Source organism: Hymenobacter aranciens, from assembly GCF_030580865.1.
Lineage (GTDB): Bacteria > Bacteroidota > Bacteroidia > Cytophagales > Hymenobacteraceae > Hymenobacter > Hymenobacter aranciens.
This window is the reverse complement of sequence record NZ_JAUQSY010000007.1, coordinates 127,152-147,938: the sequence shown is the minus strand read 5'-3', so window position 1 is coordinate 147,938 and position 20,787 is coordinate 127,152. Positions and strand designations below refer to the sequence as shown.

Below are 20,787 nucleotides of genomic sequence, written 5' to 3'. Positions count from 1 at the left end.
GCGCGTTATTTGCACCACGCTTGCATTCCCCACCCCCCTTTCAGGCATTCTCTTCACTCCTCAAACTTAACTGATGAAAAAACCCAGTACCTGTTTTGGCTATTTGCTTGGTGTGCTTGGCAGCCTCTTTCTGCACTCGGCAGCTATGGCGCAGGCCTCCACCATCTACGTGCCGGCCGAGGTAACCGGCTACACCGAAGACGTGATTGCCGATGGTGTGGGGCCGGTGGCTAACTCCACTACGGCTGCATTTGACCGAGGCAATGGGGCCGTGCGCTGGTGCTTGGCCGACACTACCTTTGTGAATCCGGCCGGGGTGCGTCCCCTCTTTGCACTGTCGCCGACGGGCATTGTGCGCAGCCGTACTACGCCGGGCATGTATTTCAAGCTGGGCTCATCGGGCAACCCGACGCCGAGCGCGGGCCGCAACTCACTGCGCATCGACGGTGCGGGCACAGGCACGCTTACGCTTACGCGGCCGCAGTCGTGCAGCGAGGTTATCGTGCTGGCGGCCGAGGGCAACGGCACTAACTCTACCGACAAAACTTTCACGGTGCGCTTTACGGACGGCACGTTGCAAGTGGTGCCGGGTATTATTGTACCGGACTGGTACGGCGGCACCATCACGCCGGCCATCTACGTGCGCAGCCGGGTAAACCGGGGCACAACCCCCGCCGACGGGGTGGAGAACAATAACCAGGACCCGACGCTGTACGAGGTGCACATTCCGCTCTCGCCTACCAACTACACCAAGCTGGTGCAGAGCGTGACGGTATTCAAAACCCTGACCGACCCGGTGCTGAACATCATGGCCGTGAGCCTGGGGGCGACCTGCCTCACGGCGCCCGCCCCGGGCCAGACGGCGGCCAACAACCAGACCATCTGCCCCGGCGGCTCGGCCACGATTTCGCTGACGGGAAGTACCATTGGCGGCAACATTACCTACCAGTGGCAGTCGTCGACGGACGGGGGCGTGACGTGGACTGACGTTGCCGGGGCTACTACCCGGGCCAGCCTCACGGTGCAGCCCACGGTGAACACCTCGTACCGGGTGCGGGTGGCCTGCGGCATTCAGTCGAGCTTCTCGAACGTGACGCTGGTGACCATTCTGCCCAACACGGCCACGCTGGCCTACGGCACGCCGCCCGAGGTGCCCACCTTCTGCCCGCAGCAGGGCACGGTGCTGCCCCTGAGCTTCACGCCGATGAACAACGCGAGCGGGCGCTTCACCAGCAGCAGCCCCGGCCTCACGGTGAACCCCACCACCGGCGCCCTAAACGTGGCGACCGCCACCACGGGCACGTACACGATTACCTACACGGTGACCGCACCCTGCCCGGCCACGGCCTCGACTACGGTAAATATTATCCGCACCGAGGCCTCGCTGGCCTACGCCGAAACCGTGTTCTGCCGCACGGGCAGCAGCGGGGCGCCGGCCTTCACGCCGGCGGGCGGCACGTTTGCCTCCACGCCGGGGCTGAGCATCAACGCCAGCACGGGCGTTATCGACCTGGCTACTTCCACGGCCGGCACTTACAACATCACCTACACCAGCGCGGGGCTGTGCCCGGCCTCGGCAGCTGCCTCGGTACGCATCAAGAGCGATGCCCTGCCGGTGTTCCCGAACGTGATTGTGCCCAACAGCCCGAACGCCCGCAACAGCAGCCTGCACCTGGAATTCCCGAGTGAGGTAACGAACTACCGCATGTTCGTCTTCAACCGCTGGGGCCGCCGCCTCTGGGAAAGCACCAACCCGAACGAAGGCTGGACGGCCGAAAGCACCTCGGGCGGCACCTACTACTACCGTGTCGACTACAACGACTGCGCCGGCCGCCCGCAGACCTACAAGGGCTGGGTGGACGTGATTAAGTAATTCAATGAGCAATTAACAATGGGCAATGAGCAATGTCGTTCGGCATTGTTCATTGCCCATTGTGCGTTTTAATACTGAGCCGATGCAGTAGTATTGCTCATTGCTCATTGTTAATTGCCGCAATGCACTTCAGCTCGATGGCGATGGGCGTGGGCAGGCAGTTAATTTCGAGGGTGGTGCGGCAGGGCTGGGCGGTGGCGAAATACTCGGCGTAGAGGCGGTTGTAGATGGGAAAGTCATCCTTCATATTGGTGAGGAAGACGGTGACGTCGACGAGGTCGTCCCACTCGGCGCCGGCTTCTTCGAGGATGTAGCGCACGTTCTGGAACACGGCGTGGCACTGGCTTTCGAAGTCGTAGCTGACGACGTTGCCTTCGTCGTCGAGCTCGACGCCGGGAATGGCTTTCTGGCCGCGCTGGCGCGGGCCCACGCCGGAGAGGAATAGCAAATTGCCGACGCGGCGGGTGTAGGGGTAAGCTCCAACGGGTTCGGGGGCGCGGGAAGTCATGCGTAGTTAGGGGGGGAAATGGATGGTGCTGCGAAAGCACAAAAGAACGGCAGAAAAGAACGACACTCCCCTCCTTGGAAAGGAGGGGATGTGAGGCGCGAAGAGCGCCGAACGGGGGTGGTTGAGCCGGTCGCGCCGGTTGGGCTTTAGATTACTTGTGAGTTACTGCGACATTCAGACGGCGCGAGCGGGCCAACCACCCCCGTTTTGCCGGCGGCAAAACATCCCCTCCTTTCCAAGGAGGGGAGTGTCGTTCTTTTGTACTTTCTTCGTACTTCGCACCTCCCTCCATTCCCTCCAATCATGAAACGCCTCCTCCTGCTCAGCCTCCTGGGTTTGTCCGTCACCGCTCACGCCCAGAAGAAACTCAAAATGCCCCCCAAGCCCGACGCCTCGCAAGTGTACGACTCGGTATCGAAGCCGGCCGTGCCGCTGGGCGGCACCGAGAAGTACGCCCAGTTTCTGGCCGACCACCAGAAATACCCGGCCGCCGCCATGCAGAAAGGCATTCAGGGCACGGTACCGGTGAGCTTCGTGGTGGAAAAGACCGGCACCATCGGTGAGGTAAAAGTGGACAAGCCGCTCTCGCCCGAGCTGGATGCCGAGGCCCTGCGCCTCATCAAGAGCGGGCCGAAGTGGACGCCTGCCCAGCACTTTGGCAAGGTGGTGCGGCAGCGCATCACGGTGCCGGTGAGCTTCGTGATGTCGCCCGGTTCGGAGGTGGTGACCGTGGGCCCCAAGGGTACGCCCGCCGCCCCCGCCAATGCCGCCGACATCGCCGCCTCAGCCAACCCCGACCGGCCGCCCGTGGTGGCGCCCGACAAGCCCACCCGCCCCGTGGGCGGCACCGAGGCCTTCTTCGAGTGGATTGAGAAAAACCAGAAGTACCCCACCCTGGCCCGCCAGCGCAAAATCCAGGGCAAGGTGATGGTCGAGTTCATGGTGCAGGCCGACGGCACCCTCACCGATGCCCGCGTCATCAAGAAAATGGGCTCGGGGCTGGATGAAGAAGCTTTGCGGCTAATTAAAATGGCGCCAAAGTGGGAGCCGGCCAGCTATAATGGCAAGCCGTTAAAGCAAAAGATGGTGCTGCCCGTCTTGTTTCAACTGTAGCGCGGTTGGTACGAAGCTCCCCTCCTTCTCAAGGAGGGGATGTCAAGCCGCAGGCTTGACGGGGGTGGTTCGCCCGGTCGCGCCGCCAGGGTAATATCTGGAGAATTTCTGTGGATTTTTGAAACCCGCGGGGCCTTGTTCAGCTTTATTACCTAACGGCGCGGGTGGCCTAACCACCCCCGTTTTCGCTGCGCGAAAACATCCCCTCCTTAGCAGGAGGGGAGCTTGTCGTTCACCCCCCTCTTCTGCTGTATGCTCACGCTGCCCATCCTCGCTCCCACCCAACTGCTGTGGCCCCACCAGGCCCGCTACCGTCAGGCCAGCCAGGCCCTAGCCCAGGATTTATTCGACAACCTCGACGATGACCTGAAGCCGCTGGTGCTGCTCCTGGCATTGCCCGTCGACACCACCCAGTTGGCCCGCGTGCTGGAGCCCGTCAATACTGATATTCCCGCCGAACGCTTCGACCAGGTGCTGGAGCGCGGCCGCGAAATGCAGCTGACCAGCAACTGGCCCGCCCTGCTCGAGCGCGACGACATGAGCCAGACGCTGCTGCTGCAGCGCTTCGAGGGCCTGGGCGTGCGTAAAGCCACTCAGGAAGTGTTTGATGAGCTGGATGCCGACGGCAAGTATCTGCACTTCGCCGGTTGGCCGGTGCTCATCAATCAGCATTTCATTATGACCGTGTTGCGGCTGCAGCGCAAGCCGTTCCGCACGTATCCGTCGCTGAAGGCCGGGCGCTACTCTACCGAAGGCAAGCCGCTGGCCAACTCCCTGCTCACGGCGGCCCTCTACCGCTTCAACGAGGAAGGTATGAAGGCCCTGAGCGAGCCCGAGCCCGGTGCGGGCTTCCTCAGCCGCCCCCGCGAAACCGACGAGGTGCTGCGCGCCGCCGGCAAATCGTTTCTCGACACGCCGGCGCACGCGCTGGGCTTCAACCCGGCCACGGCCAAGCTATTTGCTACCTGCAATACTATTTCGAGTCTCCGCTATGAGGGCGCCGAAGGGGTAGGCAAGCTCATTCTGGCCCGCCGCCACCATCCCAATCTGGAGGAGGTATTTGCCCTCACCTGCCCCACCGAGCTGACCGACTACCGCGCCGTGCGCAAGCTTCTGGAGATGACGACGCCCGACGTACATCTGCTGGCCGATGGCGAGAGCGTGTACGGCCTGGGCCGCGTGGTAGGCACCTACGACCCTAGCCGTGAAGACCTGTTTGCCATCAACTTCGTGAACCACTACGCCTGGGAGCTGAAGCACGGCGGCCAGGTGCTGATGCGCTGCCACTACGGCTTGCCCAGCCTGCCCCGCACCCGCCTCAACCGCGCCCGGTTCCGCCGCGATTTGCGCCGCACCTTCGGCGTCATAGACGAAGCCAATACCGAACTGCTTTGGGATGTGGTGCTCGAAGCCAGCCGCCAGCAAAGCGGTACGCTGCTCGTTATCACCACCGAAGCCCTGGCCGAGGCCGACCGTCTCAAGCTGCAGTGCACGCTCATCGAGCCGGTGCCGCTCACGCCGCTCATCACCCGCCTCGTCACCAGCATCGACGGCGCCGTGCTGCTCGACCCGGCAGGCTACTGCTACTCCATCGGCGTCATCCTCGACGGTAAGGCCTCGGGCCACGGCGACGGTGCCCGCGGCGCCCGCTATAACTCGGCCGTACGCTACGTCGAGAGTTCGGCGCATCCCTGCCTGGCCGTGGTAGTGAGCGAAGATGGGATGGTGGATGTGATGACGAAGGAGAGTCTGGAGGAGGAGCGAAAAGCGAACAAATAAGTCGCCCTCGTTGCTTTTTGTCAAAAAATGAATTGAATTTGATTCATTATCAAAAACAATAATCCGTCCTTTGTCATGACTGCTGACGAACGACTAAATCAATTAGAACCCCTCGTATCTGAAGGCCTAGCGGTTCTCGACCGTCATACGGCTCAGTTCAGGCAGTTACAGAATTCCGCCGGGCAGCTCATCACTACCGCTACCCAGCACAGTGATACGCTTAACTTTTTGCTGCGCGAGCAGTTGGCTATGAAAGGTTACATTGCGGAGCTAAAAGCGCATCAAGTATCAATGGACGGCAAATTGGACCAGATTCTGAATCTGCTCCAGAAGCCGGGCGCTTAGTTGGCAGCTACTGCTTCGCCTTAAACGACCACCGGATGCGGAATACGGCCACCACGTCGCCGGCCGCGTCGACGCCGGTGCTGGTGCAGAGCACGCTACGGCCTTCGCCGGTAGCGCGGCTTTCGGCCAGGGCCTGGGCAATCTGCGGGCCGTCGGGGCAGGTGAAGGTAATGAGGCCCACGGCTTTTTTCATAAATTCAGCCTCCAGCCCCACGACCAGCATGGAAGCGGGCGTGCCGGCCTGCACGTGCATCATGGCCTGGATGCCACTGGCCAACTCGGCGGCCATCGCCAGGCAGGCGAAGTAGATACTGCGGAAGGGGTTTTGGGTGAGGTATTTGAACGGAATGGTGACCACGGCGCGCTGGGGCGTCAGCTCGCGCAGGCGCAGGCCGGCCAGCCAGGCCATGGGCAGCCTGCGCAGCATGAATACCCGCAACTTCCACGGGGTGAGTACCTGCTGACGGAAGGCGGCGATTTGGTCCATGCTTGATTTTCTTAGTCTAAGAATTGGCAATTAGCTCTTTTTATCGAGCACGAGCACCACTTTATTGAAGTTGGCCGAGGCATTCACCACCGACCGAAAAGCTTCAAAATCAGCTTTAGACCAGGTCAGCTGCCGGTAGTTTTCGTCGATGGTTACGATGATGGTCTGCCCCTGCTGCACGTAGCTGGAATGGAAGTCAAATAACGGCTTGCCGGCCGTGCTGCCCGCCTTCACATCGAAGTTCAAGTCCTTGAGGTTACGCACTGTATAGCCAGCCGGCACCTCAAAGCGGATGATACGCGCGTAGCCGTGGTTGCTGTCGTTATCCACGTCAAACTGCCGCTCTTCTTTCTGATAAAGCTCCGTCTGCGGTCCAATCAGGGTGCCGATTTTGAACAGGTAGCGGGGCCCGGCCTTGTCGAGCAAAGCAGCCGATTCGCACTGTCCTTCGACGATGAAGGGCTTTTGCAGCGAGTTGGTGCCGCGCTCTACATTCTTCACCGTCAAGTTTTTGAAATTGGCAGCATCGGGCACGATGCTTTTCTGCATGTCCTGCAGCACCTCCTTCTGCTTGGCTTCTGGAATCATCGTCCAGAAGGGTTGAATGACGGCGGCCATGTAGCCGGTCATGGTCTGGCGCAGGGCCACGGTGCTCTTGCTCAGGTCGGGCGCGAAGGTCACAGTCACGTCCAAGTCCTGGTGGCTCTGGTCGGCTGGCAAGGCCGGAATTTCCTTTACCGTGCCCATTGCCGATTCGATGTTGCCCAGCTTCAAGGGCTTCACGTAGAGGCCCGACTGGCCGGCCCAGTCGGCGGGCACTAGGCCGTAGTAGCAGTCGGGGCGGCCGGGGGCCAGGTACTGCTGCGTGGCGGGGAAATACAGCAGGTAGTGGTCGAGGAAATTCCAGGTATCGAAGCTGCCGTCGAACTTGCGCTCGCTCCGGTCGCTGGTCATCACCATCTGGGTTTCGATATCCAGCTTGCGGTAGAGCGCCGTGAGCAGGTGCGTGAAACCAACTTCGGAAGCATTGCGGGTGGCGCGGATGCGGGCAATGTCATTATCAGCCCCATCTTCGAGGCTGTAGTTCAGCTTCACGTAGCGCTCCACGGCCGCGATGCGCTCTGCCACGGGGCCGCTGCCGGGCACTTTGGCGTCGGCTATAATCTTATCCACGGCCTTGGCTTCGTCCTTGCCCAGGCTAGTCAGGTTGCGGTAGATATTCTGGCTGGCATCGGCCCAGGTGAACTGGCGCACCTGCCCTTTGTTGGCGATGAACGCCAGTTTGTACTCCAGGCGCATTAGTTGGGCCCGCACCTGGGTAAAGGCCTCATCGCGCACGGCGGGCACTTCTTTCAGGCTGAGGCGCAGCACGCGCTTGCCGGGCATGGTGGTGTCGGCCACAGCGGGCGGGCCGTTGTACACTTTTGCCTCGAACGTCAGGGTTTCGGGCGAAATCAGCTCGAATATCACGTCGCGGCTGGGCGTACCATTCTGAAAAGTTTCGCTGCCGAAGTGATTCATGGGCCGCTCGCGGGTGTAGAAATATTCTACCTCACTGCCATTCTCCACGCCATCAACGGCAAAAATGCGGTAGCCGCGCTGGTTGTTATCGTCCTTCAACTCTTTCATGTCGGCGGTACGCACTTCCCGCACCTCGCCGCGCGGGCTGATAGTGCGGGCCTTCACGTCCACCGTCTGCCCATTGGCCAGAATGGGCAGCACGATTTTGTTGTAGCGCTCAATACCATCCGAATTATTTACCCGAATGATGCGGTGCTCGGTAGCGTAGAGGTGCAGGTTCTGGTCGCTGCCCAGAAAATACTCCAGGCTGGTAAAGTCCTTGAGCACAATGGCTGGCAGCTCGGCCTCGGCTGGCGTGACGGGCAGGCGCTTGGTGCGCTTCACATCCCAGTTGTAGCCGGCGTGAATGAGGGCGGTGGGAATGCTCTGCGCCGAAGCGACAACACTAAGCAACAGCGCGAAAAGAAGCGGGTAAAGGCGCATTAAACGGGTAGTAAGACGAAAAAACGAGTAGCCGGTCAGCACAGAGCCGCAAAGATGCGTCGCTGCATCGTCCAAAAAATTTACACTTTCTTCTTTTTCAAAATCACCACCTCACGGTAGGCGCTGCCCAGCTTGCCCACCACCGAGTTCCAACCGGAAAACTGTTTGGCGGGCATCAGCAAGTAGTTCACATACAACTCGCGGTGCTGAATGATGCGGTCGCCGCGCCGTTCGTAGCGGAGCTGGAAGCCCAGGGCATCGCCGCGCATTTCGGCGGTGGGCGGCAGGTAGCTCACCTCATAGCCGGCCGGAATTACCAGCTCGGTGCGGGTGTGGTCAGTATAGGCATATTCGTTGTAGCGCGGCAGGCGGCGCGTAGTCGAGTCGATGAGGTCGGTGGCGTAGGGGCGCTCCAGGCTCAGGTTCACGTATAGCTCGTCGTCGAGGCGCTGCACATAGTCCTGCAGGCGGTACTCGTAGTCGATGCTCAGCGGCTTTTCGCGACTGCTCAGGTTGTTTACCTGGTAGTTATCGACAAAGAATTTGTTGTTGCCGCGCTCCAGCAGCTGTTTCACGTACTTCGGCTCCTGCGTGCGGTCGAGGCCATCGAGACCGTAGCTGCGCATTACCTTGGCGTAGCCGCTGAAGCTCAGCTTGCCCTTGCCGCGCAGGTCGGTGCCATCGAGGGTCAGCACTGAAGCATCGTCGGCGCCGCTGCGGGCTTTGTCCATCGCCGGAATGCTCACCACGCGGCAGTCTTTAGAATTCAGCGCCAGCAAGCCGTCCTTGCCCTGAATCATGGACGAGGGCAGACCGTAGGGCGTGTGCTTGCTGGTGGCGTCGAGGAATACGTACTCGCCGGGGCGCGGCTCGTAGGTGGCAATCATGTGGTTATCGACGCCGGGCGTGGCCAACTCGGCGTAGTGATAGGGTAGGTCGCGGGTACCCACCCAGGTGAGGTAGGCAGTTTTGACGCCCGCCAGCCGCATCATCTCGTAGGTGAGGTTGGCCATGTCCTTGCAGTCACCGTAGCGGCGCGAATACACCAGGCCGGCATCGTGCGGAATGAAGCCGCGCAGGCCCTGCTCGAAAGCAATGTAGCGCACGTTGTCCTGCACCCAGTAGTAGATGCGGCGCACCTTTTCCTCCTCATTGGCCGCGCCCGCCGTCAGCGAGTCGACGCGGTGCTGCAGGCCGCTCTCAGGCTTGTCGGGATGCTCGATACGGCGCACAAAATCAGCGTACATCGTGTACAGTTCGGGCACGCCGGCCAGCAGCTTGCGGGGCTGGCCGTTCACGGTCGCTTCTTCGATGTAATAGACGATGTGCGGCAGGTAGTAGCTGGCCTGCGGGCCGTCGGAGTCGCGGGGCGGACTGGGCAGGTTGTCGGCCGTCCAGCGGTAGATAATCTGGTCGCCCTTCGCCTGCTTACTGAACTGAATGTTTGCCTTTTCGCCCTGAAAAATCTTGTAGCCTAGCTTCACCGTTTTGGGCGCCGTGATGGTGAGCTCGGCGTGTTTCACGGGCACGTAGGAGCCCACGTAGAACGGCTGCACGAGGCGCGCATCGGGGTGGCGCACGGTGTAGTCGGTGACGGTGCGGGCGCCCGGCATCACGGCCGGAAAGGTGAAGGACGTAGCCCGGCTGTCGTCGAAGAAAATGCCTTCCTGAGTGGCAAATTTTTCGTGAAAATCGGTGACGCGCACGGTTTTGTAGCGGTCGGCGTTGGCGCTGGGCACCATGGTGCTGGCTTCCAGCTTTTGCAGGCGGCTGAAGTGCGAGCTGTGCACGCGGTCGTTGGCGTAGTAGCCCGACTGCTCGTCGAGGTGCAGCATGTCGCTGTGGTGCTTGGCCAGCACCTGCACCGAGTCGTTGCGGATTTCGACCGTCAGATTCTGCCGCTGCTCCAGATACACCGCCTTCTCGCCCGGAAACTGCTTCTTCAGCTCGGCCACCAGCTGGGCCGGCGTTTGGGCCGCCGCGCCCAGGCTTATCAGGCTAATAATTGGTAAACAATATCTTACAAACATACTCCGTAAATGTATTGAGCTTCTGAACCGTAGTGAAACTGACAACTAAATTAGCGCAAATTCAGGTCCATGTAAGTGCGTGAAGACGCACTATTTCGTGTCGTAAAGCATCGCGTTCCAATAGTGCTCGGTGCGCAGCGGCTTGCCAACGGCGTCAAAGTACGTGGTGGGGCCATTCAGCTCGCCGCAGAGGTAGGATTCTTCGCGTTCCAGGGTGCCGTCGGGGCGGTAGTAGCGGCAGCGGCCGTGCAGCGCGCCGTACAGGTAGTTTTCGCGGCTCATGGGCTTGCCACCCGGGTAGAAAGCTTCCATCAAACCTTTGCGCATACCCTTGTCGTAGTTAATGCGCTCAAACACCTCGCCCGAAGCGTAATAGCGCGTGAGCGCGCCCACGTGCAGGCCATGGCTCAGGGTTTCATCCACCGCTGGCTTGCCGTTGGCGAAGGAGGTTTTGATGTTCCCGCTGAGCCCGGTAAACTCTTGATAAGGAGCCGTGGGAGCACCTGGTCCGCGGTAGCGTAGCAGGTCGTCGCCCTGATACTGACGCTCAATGAGCAGTTCGCCGGCCGGGTTGTAGCACCGGCCAGAGCCGTGATAGTCGCCCGCGCGGTAGGTTTGCACCTGCTCTATCTGCCCGTTGGGATGATAAAACGTCCACTCGCCCTCGCTTTGGCCCTGATAGTACTGGCCTTTGCTTTCGATTTGACCGTTAGGGAAGTAAAAGGTCCATTCGCCGGTGGCCTGTCCAGCGTCGTAATTGCCGGTGCTACGCACTTTACCATTAGGATGCAGCGACTTGCTGGCTCCCTGGCGCTGGCCATCGAGCATCGACACCGTCGATTCGGTCTGACCATCGGGGCGCAGCCAGGTGGTAGGGCCGTAGCCTTCGTAGCACAACAAGCTGGACTCATAGCGCGGTTTGCCGCTGGGATATTTAGTGGCCAGCAGCTTGCTGTCAGGCTGCACTTTAACGATATTCGTCACCTTTCCGGTCGAGTCATAAGCCGTTATCTGGTGCAGCTTACCAAACACGTATAGCTGCTCCTGGCTGAGCTTGCCACTGGGGGCGTAGCTGCGATGCACCCCGTTTTTCTCGCCACGGTGGTACTCATACTCCTCGCTCACCTTGCCATTGACGTAGTAGTTACGCCACTGTCCCTGCTGCTCACCATCGCGGTAGTAGCCGGTTTGAGTGGGCAGGCCGGCAATATTAAATTCCTCGTAGTAACCATCTTCCTGCCCATTGGCACCGTAGTGCACGCGGCGATGCACCTGCCCGCCCTGGTGGAAGGTTTCACCGGTGCCCACCTTCGTACCCTTATCATCGAAGTGCATGCGCTCGCGCACCGTACCGTCGCGGAAGTACCACTCCCAGTCGCCGGTGAGCTGGCCGTCGGTAAAGGTGCCACTGGAATTCACCCAGCCGCCGGCAGCCATGGCTTTCACGGTAGTACGACCTTTTTTCACGGGCTGCTCAAGCAGGAGCTTGCCAGCGGCATCGTAATACTGCAGCCGCGTGATACGACCGTGGGCGTACTCCGTATCACAGTACAAGCGGCCCGTTTCGTTGTATTGGTGGTAGAGGCCGTGCTGCTCGCCCTTTTCGTCATAAGTGGCCTCGTTCTCAGGCTTGCCATTGTCGTAAAACTCACGCCAGGTGCCGGTGCGCAGGCCGTGCGCGAAGCTACCGCTTTCACTGGGCTGGCCGTTGGGGTGGTACCGCACATAGGCGCCGTGCAGCTTGTCCTGGTCGTAGTTGGCTTTTTTCGAAATGGTTTTGTTGGAATAATAGACCACCAGCGGCCCCTGCTGATTACCGGCCACGTAGGCCTGGGTGTACTGCAGCGTGCCATCGGGGTAAAACCGTTCCTCCTGGCCCTCAACCTTGTCGGCGTGCGTGGTGGCGCGGTAGCGCACCTGGCCGTTGGTGTAATAAGTGGTATAAGGCCCTTCGAGGTCGCCGGCCTTGAAGGTGCGCGCTTCGGTGCGAATACCGCACTCGTTGTAGAGCGTCAGCGTCCCTTCCAGCTTGCCCTGGTGGTAGGTAGCGTCAAAAGAAGACTGGCCATTGGGGTGAAATTCCTGCGCCCGGCCCTCCAACTCACCTTTATCGTCATAAGTGAAGGTTTTCTTCGCTGTGCCGTCGGGCCGCAGCGATTTCCACTCGCCCACGCGCTTGCCGGCGGCATTGTAACGGCCCAGGGCCTCCACGGCCCCAGTGGTTTCTACCGAAATCCAGTCGCCGGTAAGCACTAGGTTGTCTCCCTCCATGTGGCCCGGCCCCAGGCCATCGAGCACGCCTTGGGTAGTAAACCAGGCTGGCTGGCGCTGGCCGGCCGCTCCGCCCGCCACCTGTTGCTCCCGGCGCGGCTCTATCAGCGCCGACATCACCGCCAGCAGCATCTTTTTCACCTTCCCCTCATTACTTTTTACCCACTTGGCCGCGCTGGGCGACTCGGCATGGCGCAAGATGAAGTAGGTGAACGTAGTCAGGTTGTCATCCTGTTTCAGCACGCGCACCATCGGGCCGTAAGTCCGCATCCAGAAATCATCGGCCGGCGCGTCCAGCGGAAATTTCTCCACCAACAGCTGCGTCTGCTTCACCACGGCCGCCGGGAAATTCACCTTGCTGGTGTAGCCTTTTTGCAGCGCTACCTTGCTTTCCAGCAGCTGGTCGAGCTCGGCAAAAGCAGTGTTGGGAGCCGAAGGCTTCACCCGGTCTTTGTCGTCAATAATAGATGCGCCCTGTGACAGCCGTTCCGCGTACACCAGCACCTCATTACCAGCCTTCTCGTTTTCATTAAGGCAGAGATAAGTGAGAAAGCTGAGCAGCGCGTGAGCCGTCTGGCCCTGCTGCGCCGCCAGCACGCCCATTATTCGCTGCGAGGGGGCGTGCAGGGGCCGCAGCTCCACGGCGTGCCCGGTGTTGGTCATGGCTTCGGCCACGCGGTTTTGCCGCATCAGCGTCAGGCCCTGGTTAAAATACAGTTGCGGGCTATAGGGAAACAGTTTCAGCGCCTGCTGGTAAGTAGCCAGGGCCGCCTCTACCTGCTTTAGCTCTTCCTGCGAGTCGGCCAGGGTATTATACGTCTGCGGTTCAAAGGGCTGGCGGGCAATAGCCTCTTTGGCGGCGGCAATGGCTTCTTCGTGCTTACCAGCGGCGCTTAGCGACATGGCCAGCTCACTTTGTGCCCAGGCATAAGACGAGTCGCCGGGCGTCACGGCCCGGTACTTGGCAATGGCCCCCACGTAGTCTTCCTTATCGTGCAGGGCGATGCCTTCCTTAATCAATTGCCCCTGCCGGGGCCAAACGGGCGAATTTTGCTGCGCGGCAACGGGCAAGGCAAGTAGCAGCGCCAGTGCTGCGCCGTGGGTAGCGGTAGATTTCATGGAAATAGCGAGCAGTCAGCAGCCCCGGCACTTTACCGGGCTTCATCGCCTGCATTCCCACAATATTAAGCAGCATTGGCTGCGCCGCCAACATCCCACCGGTGTGCCCGCTCTAGCGGCTGAAACGCACCGTGCCGTAGCGTACTTTAATGTTGACGTTGCCCGCATTATGCGCCGGCAGCGCGCCGCCAAACACCCCCAGCACGTCGCTCGATTGCGGCCCGTTTTCCTCCGATAGAATGCGGACCATCTGCTTGTCAACCAGCAGCTGCCCTTGCTCCGTGCTCACATCGAACCGGAAGCCCGGCACCTCCGCAAAGCCCAGCCGAATGGTGCTAAACCCGCCATCTAGGTTGATTTGCCGGAAGTTCGGCCCGGTGTCGCGCACCACAAAATCGGGGCAATAGCGTAGCGCCATATCCAGCCCCTCCCCCAGCCTATCCACGCTAAAGCGCGAGTAGCCCGATGAGCCGCGCAGGTTGCGCACCGTGCCCAGCGCTACGTCGCCGTACTTGCTGTGCACCGTCAAATCCTGCACCGTGCCAATGTCCACATCGGAGTAATTGTTACGCAAGTCCACCACCTCGCCCTCTTTCAGGCGCAGACTGGCGTAGCTGGCATCGATGCTGGCGCGCCGGACGTACGGAATAGTGCAGTCGCCATTACCAATACGCACCAGATTATGAGCACCTTCCAACCGGGCGGTCCGCAGGGTTCCGTATTCCACTGCCAGCTCCGTTGGCCCCTTCATGTCGCCAGTCACGGTGATTTCGCCGAAGTTATTATACACCCGCAGGGCCGTAGTGGCCGGCAGCCACACGGTGTAGTTCACCTCGTAGCGGCAGCCGCCGGCCCGGCCGCGCAGGGCGGGGCCAAACCAGGTATTCACCGCCACGCCGCCTGTGCGGGCGTCGTAGTCAAGCCATTGCACGCCCAGGGCATCCAGCAGCTGGCGGGCGTTGGCTTCACTTTCGGCCCGCGCTATCAGCTCGGCTTCCACTTTGATTTCCTTCTTGTTCCAGGGGTTCACCTGCACCTTGCCGTAGCGGGTATCGAGCGAAAAGGCCCGGCCCTTGGCGGGCACCGCATAGCTGTGGCTCAGGCGGCGGCGCTGCTCCACGGTAGTGCCGTTTTCCTGCCCGTCACCAGGTTGGCAGCCGGGGGTGGTCTGGTCGTTCTGGCCTGGCTGCGGGTTTTGGGCCTGCAGCAGCACGGTCATCACCTCATCGGGGCTGCGCAGCCAGAGGTACTGCACCTGCACGGTGTTAGTCACCTCATTTTGAGCCAATGCCAGCCGGGGACAAAGCAGGCTCACCAGAGTTGCCAGCAGCCAGGGCCAGGCGCCGGGCTTGTTCATGGTGCTCATTCAGGCTGGTTGCGACTATCGGCCAGCACGTAGGCGCCCCGCTCCTGCTCGGCCGGCCGCGGGCTGCCGAGGTGAAGCTGCTGGTCGAGGATGTCGAGGCGAATCTGCAGATTGCGGTTCATGGCCGTGAGCACGGCTTCGGGCTGCGGGTGGCTGGGCAGTTCCATTTTCAGTTCCCGGTAGCTGGAATCAAGGGCTGCCAGCTCGCGCTGCCAGTCGGCCGTCATGCCCGCCACGCCGGGGCCGCTGAGCTGGCTCAATTCGGCCTGCCGGCTGCTAAGCTGGCTGCTGTAATACGCTTCCATCCCGCGCACGGCCGAGGCCAGACGGATGCTGTTGGAGTCGCCCCGGGCGCCCGAGAGCACAGTTTGCGGCCCGTCACTCAGGTAGAGGGCGGCGTCGTCGGTGCTCGCCGTTCCGGTGGTTGCGGCGGGGTTAACGGCGGCTATTTCGGCAGCAGGCTGCCGGCTTTTCCAAACTTCGCCAGCGCCAGCGGCCATTACCAAAGCGGCCAGTGCGGCGGCGATGCCGTAGCGTTGCAACCAGGTGTGCTGCTCAGCTTTGATTGGCAGCACCTTGGTTGTTTCCGGCGCTGCATCTGCAGCGGCCACCACCATCAGGGGCGGGGCTACCGGAGTCGGCGCGGTGGTGCCGTCCAACTCCTGCTCCAGCGCGGCCCAGAGGTCGGGGCGCGGCTCGTGCACGTCGAAGTCGGCGCGGTGCCGCTCCACGAAGTTTTCCAGCGAATGGGGGTTCTTAGTTGTCATGGGAATAAGCGGACGCATAGCTTCCGGTTTCACAAGTTCGGCGTCGGGGATATACGGGGAACGCAGCCGAAAGAGAAGGAATGCAGGGTAATGGGGAGTAAATGGATAAGGTAATTCGGCCGGATACGGCCCTTTAGCTCAAGCCCCGCTGGGCAGCCAGCTCGCGCAATTTCACCCGCGCCCGGCTGTACTGCGACTTGGAAGTAGACTCGGAAATGCCCAGAATGTTGGCAATTTCGAGGTGGTCGTAGCCCTCCAGCAGATACAGCGTGAGCACCACGCGGTAGCCGTCGGGTAGCTCCTGGATGCAGCGCCGCAGCACGTCGGCGCGGTAGCTAGTCTCGGCTTCGTCGTCGGCCGTAGGGCCAGCGGTTTCGGCCGGGGCGTCGTGGTGCTGCTCGCCCAGCGGCACCAGCGCCAGCCGCCGCTGCCGCAGGCAGTTAATACTCTTATTCACCACGATACGCTTTAGCCAGGCGCCAAACGACGAGTCGCCTTTATAGCTACTCAGCTCGCGAAACGCACTCAGGAACGACTCCTGAAGCACATCCTCGGCCTCGGCATAGTCGCCGGTGATGCGCAGGGCCGCGTTGAACATGGCCTTGGCGTAGCGCCGGTAAATTTCGGCCTGGGCCTGCCGGTCGTTGAGGCGGCAGCGCTCCACCAGCGGAGCGTTGATATCGACGTAGGCGGAATACGAAAGTGCTTCCATGCAGGGAAGGGGGGTAAGAGCTTAAGCAACCCAAAGACCGGATTAGTGGTTCGGGGTTGCACGCGGCACTTTTACAAGCAGCAGCGCGTATTTTAGCAGGTAAGTTACAAAACCCTGGAAAATCATGACCAAAACGCAGTTGCTAAATTCCCTGCAGGACCTGCCCGATTCTTTCGAGCCTGAGCAGCTCATTGAACGCTTGATTGCCCTACAAAAAATGGAAGAAGCTGTGGAACAGGCGAAACGGAGCGAAGTAATCACAGTAGGGGAAGCCAAACAACGCTTAGCCAAATGGCTGATGTAAGGCTTTCCCGCCGCGCTTCGGACGAAATTTGATTGCAAAAGAAAACGGCCCGCCTGGAAATCCAGGCGGGCCGTTTTCTTTTTGCTGCGCAAGCCAAAGCAGGCGCTACACGTCAAACTTAATCCCCTGCGCCAGCGGTAGCTGGTCAGAGTAGTTAATCGTATTCGTCTGGCGGCGCATGTACACCTTCCAGGCGTCGGAACCGGACTCGCGGCCGCCGCCGGTTTCTTTCTCGCCACCGAAGGCGCCGCCGATTTCGGCGCCGCTCGTGCCGATGTTCACGTTGGCAATGCCGCAGTCGGAGCCGCCCTGAGCCAGGAAAGCTTCGGCTTCGCGCATGTTCAGGGTGAAGATGCTCGACGACAGACCCTGCTTCACGCCGTTTTGCAGCTCGATGGCGTTTTCCACGCCGCCACTGTACTTGATGAGGTACAGGATGGGCGCGAAGGTTTCGTCCTGCACCGTGTGGTAGTGGTTTTGGGCCTCTACCAGTGCGGGTTGCACGTAGTGGCCGCCGTGGTATTCGGCGCCGCTCAGCACCTGGCCGCCGGTGAGCAGCTTGCCGCCTTCGGCCTGCACCTTGGTCAGGGCGTCCGAGAACATTTTTACCGCGTCGCCATCAATTAGCGGGCCCACCAGCGTGCCTTCCTGCAGCGGGTGGCCGATGGGCAGCTTGGGATAAATAGCCAGCAGACGCGCTTTCACGTCCTCGTAAATGCTTTCCTCGATGATGAGGCGGCGCGTGGTGGTGCAGCGCTGCCCGGCCGTGCCCACGGCCCCAAATACCACGGCGCGCATGGCCATGTCGAGGTCGGCGTGCTTGGTGAGTATGATGGCGTTGTTGCCGCCCAGTTCCAACAGGGCGCGGCCCAGGCGGGCGCCCACCACTTCGCCTACTTTCTTGCCCATGCGGGTGCTGCCGGTGGCCGACACCAGCGGCACGCGGGTATCGGCAGCCATGGCCGCACCTACTTCCGCCTCGCCGATGATGACGCTGAATACGCCCTCCGGCACTTCATTTTCTTCGAGCACATCGCGGATGATGTGCTGCACTGCCACGGCCGTCAGCGGAGTCTTTTCCGAAGGCTTCCACACGCTTACGTCGCCGCAGATGGCCGCCAGCATGGCGTTCCAGCTCCACACGGCCACCGGGAAGTTGAAGGCCGAGATGATGCCCACGATGCCCAGCGGATGATACTGGTCGTACATGCGGTGCGCTGGGCGCTCCGAGTGCATCGTGAAGCCGTGCAGCTGGCGGCTCAGACCCACTGCAAAGTCGCAAATGTCAATCATTTCCTGCACTTCGCCGAGGCCTTCCTGCAGGATTTTGCCCATTTCGGCCGCTACCAGCTTGCCGAGGGCTTCTTTGTTCTCACGCAGCTTGTTGCCAATCTGGCGCACTACTTCGCCGCGCTTCGGGGCGGGCCATAAGCGCCAGGCCTTGAAGGCCTCCTGCGCTTTTTCAATCACCGTGTTGTAGTCGTCGCTGGTAGCCAGGGCTACGCTGGCCATGCGCTGGCCATCGGCCGGGGCCGAGATGGTGCGGCTGCGCTGGTTGTTATGCCCGCCCCAGGTAAGGCCGGTGCTGTAGGCAGCGTTTTCGGACTGAACACCGAGGGCGCGCAGCACATCGCGGATGCCGTGCTTGTCTTCGTGGGGATGCTCGACGGTTACGTCGGGCGTGGTGGCTTCTTCGAGGGCCTGTTTCATTGGAAAATGCAGGGTGTGTGGTTTATTGCCCACAAAGCTACGAAACCGACCGAAGCAGCAAGGCTAGTGGCCCGTCAGCCAAGTCAGGGCCGGGCCCTCATCGGCGAAAAACCGGCAGCGAATGCCGGCTTTGGCGCCCTGCTCCACGGCGCCCTGGCCACTGCCCAGTACTACCCCCGCCAACTGGCGCGGCGTGGCCAAAAAGGCAATGCTTACCGGGCCCACCGAGGACTTGGCAATGCGCGGGAAGTAGGTTTTGCCTACCCAGTTGTTAAATTCGTCGCTGCCGAGCGAACGGCGGCGCACATCGAACATCCACAGCCGGCACCCGTCGTTTTCCTTGGCGGCGGCCTCCACCGTCTCATAGTCGGCCTGCACCTGCTCGTCGTCGACTGGAGCCAGCCAGCGCACAATGAGAGCCTGTAAATCGGAACGAAAAATGATGGATAGGTGGTCGGCCATGAGGCAAAAGTACGCATTGAGCGGCTTCTGGTATACGGGGGCGTAGCCCGACTGTTGCGTAAACCCAGCGGCATCAGTCTATTTTTTCTGGAATGAAGACAATAAAAAAGAGTCTGCTCGTGGAGCAGACTCTTTTCAAGTCACTTAAGTCAGTCCGTAGCTTACTCTGGGATGAGCGGATAGTACGCCTTGCGACCATCCGGATACACCCCTTCGAGTAGAGCACCCGAGCTATTTTTGGCCTCCTCTAGGAAGGTTTTTACGTCGGAAGGCTTGGTTACGATATTCTTATCGATGCGCGTGATAATGAAGCCATCCACCATGCCGACTTCGCGGAAATTACTGTTTTTCACGCCCGACATCTTGGCGCCACCCGCAATGCCCAACTGGTTTTGCTCGCGGGCCGAAACCGGCGACAGCGTCACGCCTTCGTACTTAACGGTGGCCGAAGCGGGCTCTTCGCGCACCACGGCCGTGGTGCCGGTGGCATTGCGCAACGTGGCGGTGGTTTCCTTGGCATCGGAGCCGCGCAGGTAGTTCACTTTCAGCTTGTCGCCAGGACGGAAGCGGGCCACCTGCTCCTGCAGTTGCGATGAGGTGTTCACCGGCACGCCATTGATTTGCGTAATTACGTCGCCGGCTTTCAGGCCGGCTTCGGCGGCGGCGCTGCTCTTGCTCAAGCCTTCCACGTACACACCGTTCAGGGTGTTCAGCTTTTTCTCGGAGGCCAGCTTGGCATCTACTTCGCGGATTTGTACGCCGAGCAGGGCGCGCTGTACTACTTTGTATTTCAGCAGGTCGTCCACCACTTTGCTGGCGATGGAGCTGGGGATGGCGAAGGCGTAGCCCTCAAACGAGCCCGTGTGCGACGAGATGGCCGAGTTGATGCCGATGAGGTCGCCGTTGAGGTTGACGAGCGCACCGCCCGAGTTGCCGGGGTTCACCACGGCATCGGTCTGGATGAACGACTCGATGCCCATGTTGTCCTCGCGGCGCAGGATGTTGATGTTGCGGCCTTTGGCCGAAATGATACCGGCCGTTACGGTCGAGTTCAGGTTGAAGGGGTTACCGACGGCAAGTACCCACTGGCCTACTTTCACATCGTCGGAGTTGCCGTACTTCACGAAGGGCAGGTTGTCGGCGTTCACTTTCAGCACGGCGAGGTCGGTGCTGGGGTCGGCTCCCACCAGCTCGGCGTCGAACTTGCGCTTGTCGTCGAGCACAACGGCGATTTTCGAGGCCTTGTCAATTACGTGGTTGTTGGTGACAATGTAGCCGTTGGCGGCGATGATTACGCCCGAACCCGAGCCTTCACCACCGCCCTGCGGCTGCTGGCCGCGGAACTGCTCCAACTGGTCGCCGAAGAACTGACGCAGGAAGGGGTCCATCTGCTGCGCCCGGCTGTTGTCGACGGCCGGGGCGGCGTATTCAGTCATAACGTGCACTACGGCAGGCGTTACGGCCGCGGCAGCGGCCACGAAGTTCAGGCCTTCGGGCACGGCGTAATGGCTGCTGCGCATTTCGGAAGTATAACGCACATTGGGGTCGGCGGCCACGACCTGGTTCCGGCTTTCGGCAGTCGGTTCCAGCATCTTGTACCCACCTACGGCCACGCCCCCGCCCAGAATGGCGGAACCGAGCAGGCCGAGCATCATTTGTTTTGCTTGCATGGTTTTATTCGGTGATGAGGTAATGAAGGAGTAGGGGTTTAGATAGTCGAAATTGGAGGCAGAAAGGTGAATAAGCAATGAGGACGAACAAACACCCGCTTTGTTTTGACATCCTCCACGCCGCAAAGATTCCAATCGGTGGAGGAGGGTTGCTTAGACTACAAATTAAACGCAAAGCCACCGAAAAAAGCGCCCTGCCGCGGGCATTTTCTCAGCAAGCCCCGAGCCAGAAAAAGGGCATCCCAGTGGGATGCCCTTTTTCTAAAA

General features: G+C 60.7%; 16 protein-coding genes. 5 read left to right on the top strand and 11 right to left on the bottom strand.

The window, feature by feature from the left end; translation table 11 throughout:
* The first annotated feature begins 73 nt into the window (after positions 1-73).
* Positions 74-1,873 carry a DUF8696 domain-containing protein gene (locus tag Q5H93_RS11910; RefSeq protein WP_305006751.1) on the top strand — a complete coding sequence of 600 codons (1,800 nt, stop codon included), beginning with the start codon at positions 74-76 and terminating at the stop codon, positions 1,871-1,873.
* A 97-nt stretch (positions 1,874-1,970) separates the two neighbouring features.
* Here Q5H93_RS11910 and Q5H93_RS11905 read toward each other — a convergent pair whose 3' ends face one another.
* Positions 1,971-2,381, bottom strand: coding sequence for a RidA family protein (locus Q5H93_RS11905; RefSeq protein ID WP_305006750.1), 411 nt, complete (start codon positions 2,379-2,381; stop codon positions 1,971-1,973).
* Between the two features lie 303 nt (positions 2,382-2,684).
* Between Q5H93_RS11905 and Q5H93_RS11900 the strand changes: the two genes are divergently transcribed.
* From Q5H93_RS11900 to Q5H93_RS11890, 3 genes are all read left to right on the top strand, one after another.
* A complete protein-coding gene (locus Q5H93_RS11900) occupies positions 2,685-3,494 on the top strand; it encodes an energy transducer TonB (RefSeq protein WP_305006749.1) in 810 nt (269 codons plus the stop codon).
* Positions 3,495-3,746: 252 nt separating this feature from the next.
* Positions 3,747-5,273 (top strand): diadenylate cyclase, encoded by a 1,527-nt coding sequence (locus Q5H93_RS11895; protein ID WP_305006748.1) that lies wholly within the window; start codon positions 3,747-3,749, stop codon positions 5,271-5,273.
* A 75-nt stretch (positions 5,274-5,348) separates the two neighbouring features.
* On the top strand, positions 5,349-5,618 hold the full coding sequence (locus tag Q5H93_RS11890) for a hypothetical protein (RefSeq protein ID WP_305006747.1): 270 nt from the start codon (positions 5,349-5,351) through the stop codon (positions 5,616-5,618).
* 7 nt (positions 5,619-5,625) lie between these two features.
* Here the strand turns inward: Q5H93_RS11890 and Q5H93_RS11885 are convergent, their stop codons facing one another.
* The 7 genes from Q5H93_RS11885 to Q5H93_RS11855 all read right to left on the bottom strand — a co-directional run bounded on the left by Q5H93_RS11885 (position 5,626) and on the right by Q5H93_RS11855 (position 16,374).
* Positions 5,626-6,105 (bottom strand): DUF4442 domain-containing protein, encoded by a 480-nt coding sequence (locus Q5H93_RS11885; protein ID WP_305006746.1) that lies wholly within the window; start codon positions 6,103-6,105, stop codon positions 5,626-5,628.
* Between the two features lie 30 nt (positions 6,106-6,135).
* Complete coding sequence (locus Q5H93_RS11880) at positions 6,136-8,109, bottom strand: DUF3857 domain-containing protein (protein WP_305006745.1); 1,974 nt, start codon at positions 8,107-8,109, stop codon at positions 6,136-6,138.
* A gap of 80 nt (positions 8,110-8,189) precedes the next feature.
* Positions 8,190-10,139, bottom strand: coding sequence for a DUF3857 domain-containing protein (locus tag Q5H93_RS11875; RefSeq protein WP_305006744.1), 1,950 nt, complete (start codon positions 10,137-10,139; stop codon positions 8,190-8,192).
* 90 nt (positions 10,140-10,229) lie between these two features.
* Positions 10,230-13,529: a tetratricopeptide repeat protein gene (locus Q5H93_RS11870; protein ID WP_305006743.1), complete on the bottom strand. Its 3,300-nt coding sequence runs from the start codon at positions 13,527-13,529 to the stop codon at positions 10,230-10,232.
* Between the two features lie 112 nt (positions 13,530-13,641).
* Complete coding sequence (locus tag Q5H93_RS11865) at positions 13,642-14,895, bottom strand: hypothetical protein (RefSeq protein WP_305006742.1); 1,254 nt, start codon at positions 14,893-14,895, stop codon at positions 13,642-13,644.
* On the bottom strand, positions 14,892-15,662 hold the full coding sequence (locus tag Q5H93_RS11860; protein ID WP_305006741.1) for a hypothetical protein: 771 nt from the start codon (positions 15,660-15,662) through the stop codon (positions 14,892-14,894). Before Q5H93_RS11860 ends, Q5H93_RS11865 begins: the two co-directional genes overlap by 4 nt.
* Positions 15,663-15,795: 133 nt before the next feature.
* Complete coding sequence (locus Q5H93_RS11855) at positions 15,796-16,374, bottom strand: RNA polymerase sigma factor (protein WP_305006740.1); 579 nt, start codon at positions 16,372-16,374, stop codon at positions 15,796-15,798.
* A gap of 124 nt (positions 16,375-16,498) precedes the next feature.
* Between Q5H93_RS11855 and Q5H93_RS11850 the strand changes: the two genes are divergently transcribed.
* The gene (locus Q5H93_RS11850) at positions 16,499-16,678 is read left to right on the top strand and encodes a hypothetical protein (RefSeq protein ID WP_305006739.1); all 180 of its coding nucleotides are present in this window, start codon (positions 16,499-16,501) and stop codon (positions 16,676-16,678) included.
* A 105-nt stretch (positions 16,679-16,783) separates the two neighbouring features.
* Here Q5H93_RS11850 and amaB read toward each other — a convergent pair whose 3' ends face one another.
* The 3 genes from amaB to Q5H93_RS11835 all read right to left on the bottom strand — a co-directional run bounded on the left by amaB (position 16,784) and on the right by Q5H93_RS11835 (position 20,520).
* Positions 16,784-18,388, bottom strand: a complete 1,605-nt coding sequence (amaB, locus tag Q5H93_RS11845) for an L-piperidine-6-carboxylate dehydrogenase (RefSeq protein WP_305006738.1) — start codon at positions 18,386-18,388, stop codon at positions 16,784-16,786.
* A 63-nt stretch (positions 18,389-18,451) separates the two neighbouring features.
* The gene (locus tag Q5H93_RS11840; protein ID WP_305006737.1) at positions 18,452-18,850 is read right to left on the bottom strand and encodes a hypothetical protein; all 399 of its coding nucleotides are present in this window, start codon (positions 18,848-18,850) and stop codon (positions 18,452-18,454) included.
* A gap of 161 nt (positions 18,851-19,011) precedes the next feature.
* A complete protein-coding gene (locus Q5H93_RS11835; RefSeq protein WP_305006736.1) occupies positions 19,012-20,520 on the bottom strand; it encodes a Do family serine endopeptidase in 1,509 nt (502 codons plus the stop codon).
* Positions 20,521-20,787: the final 267 nt, after the last annotated feature.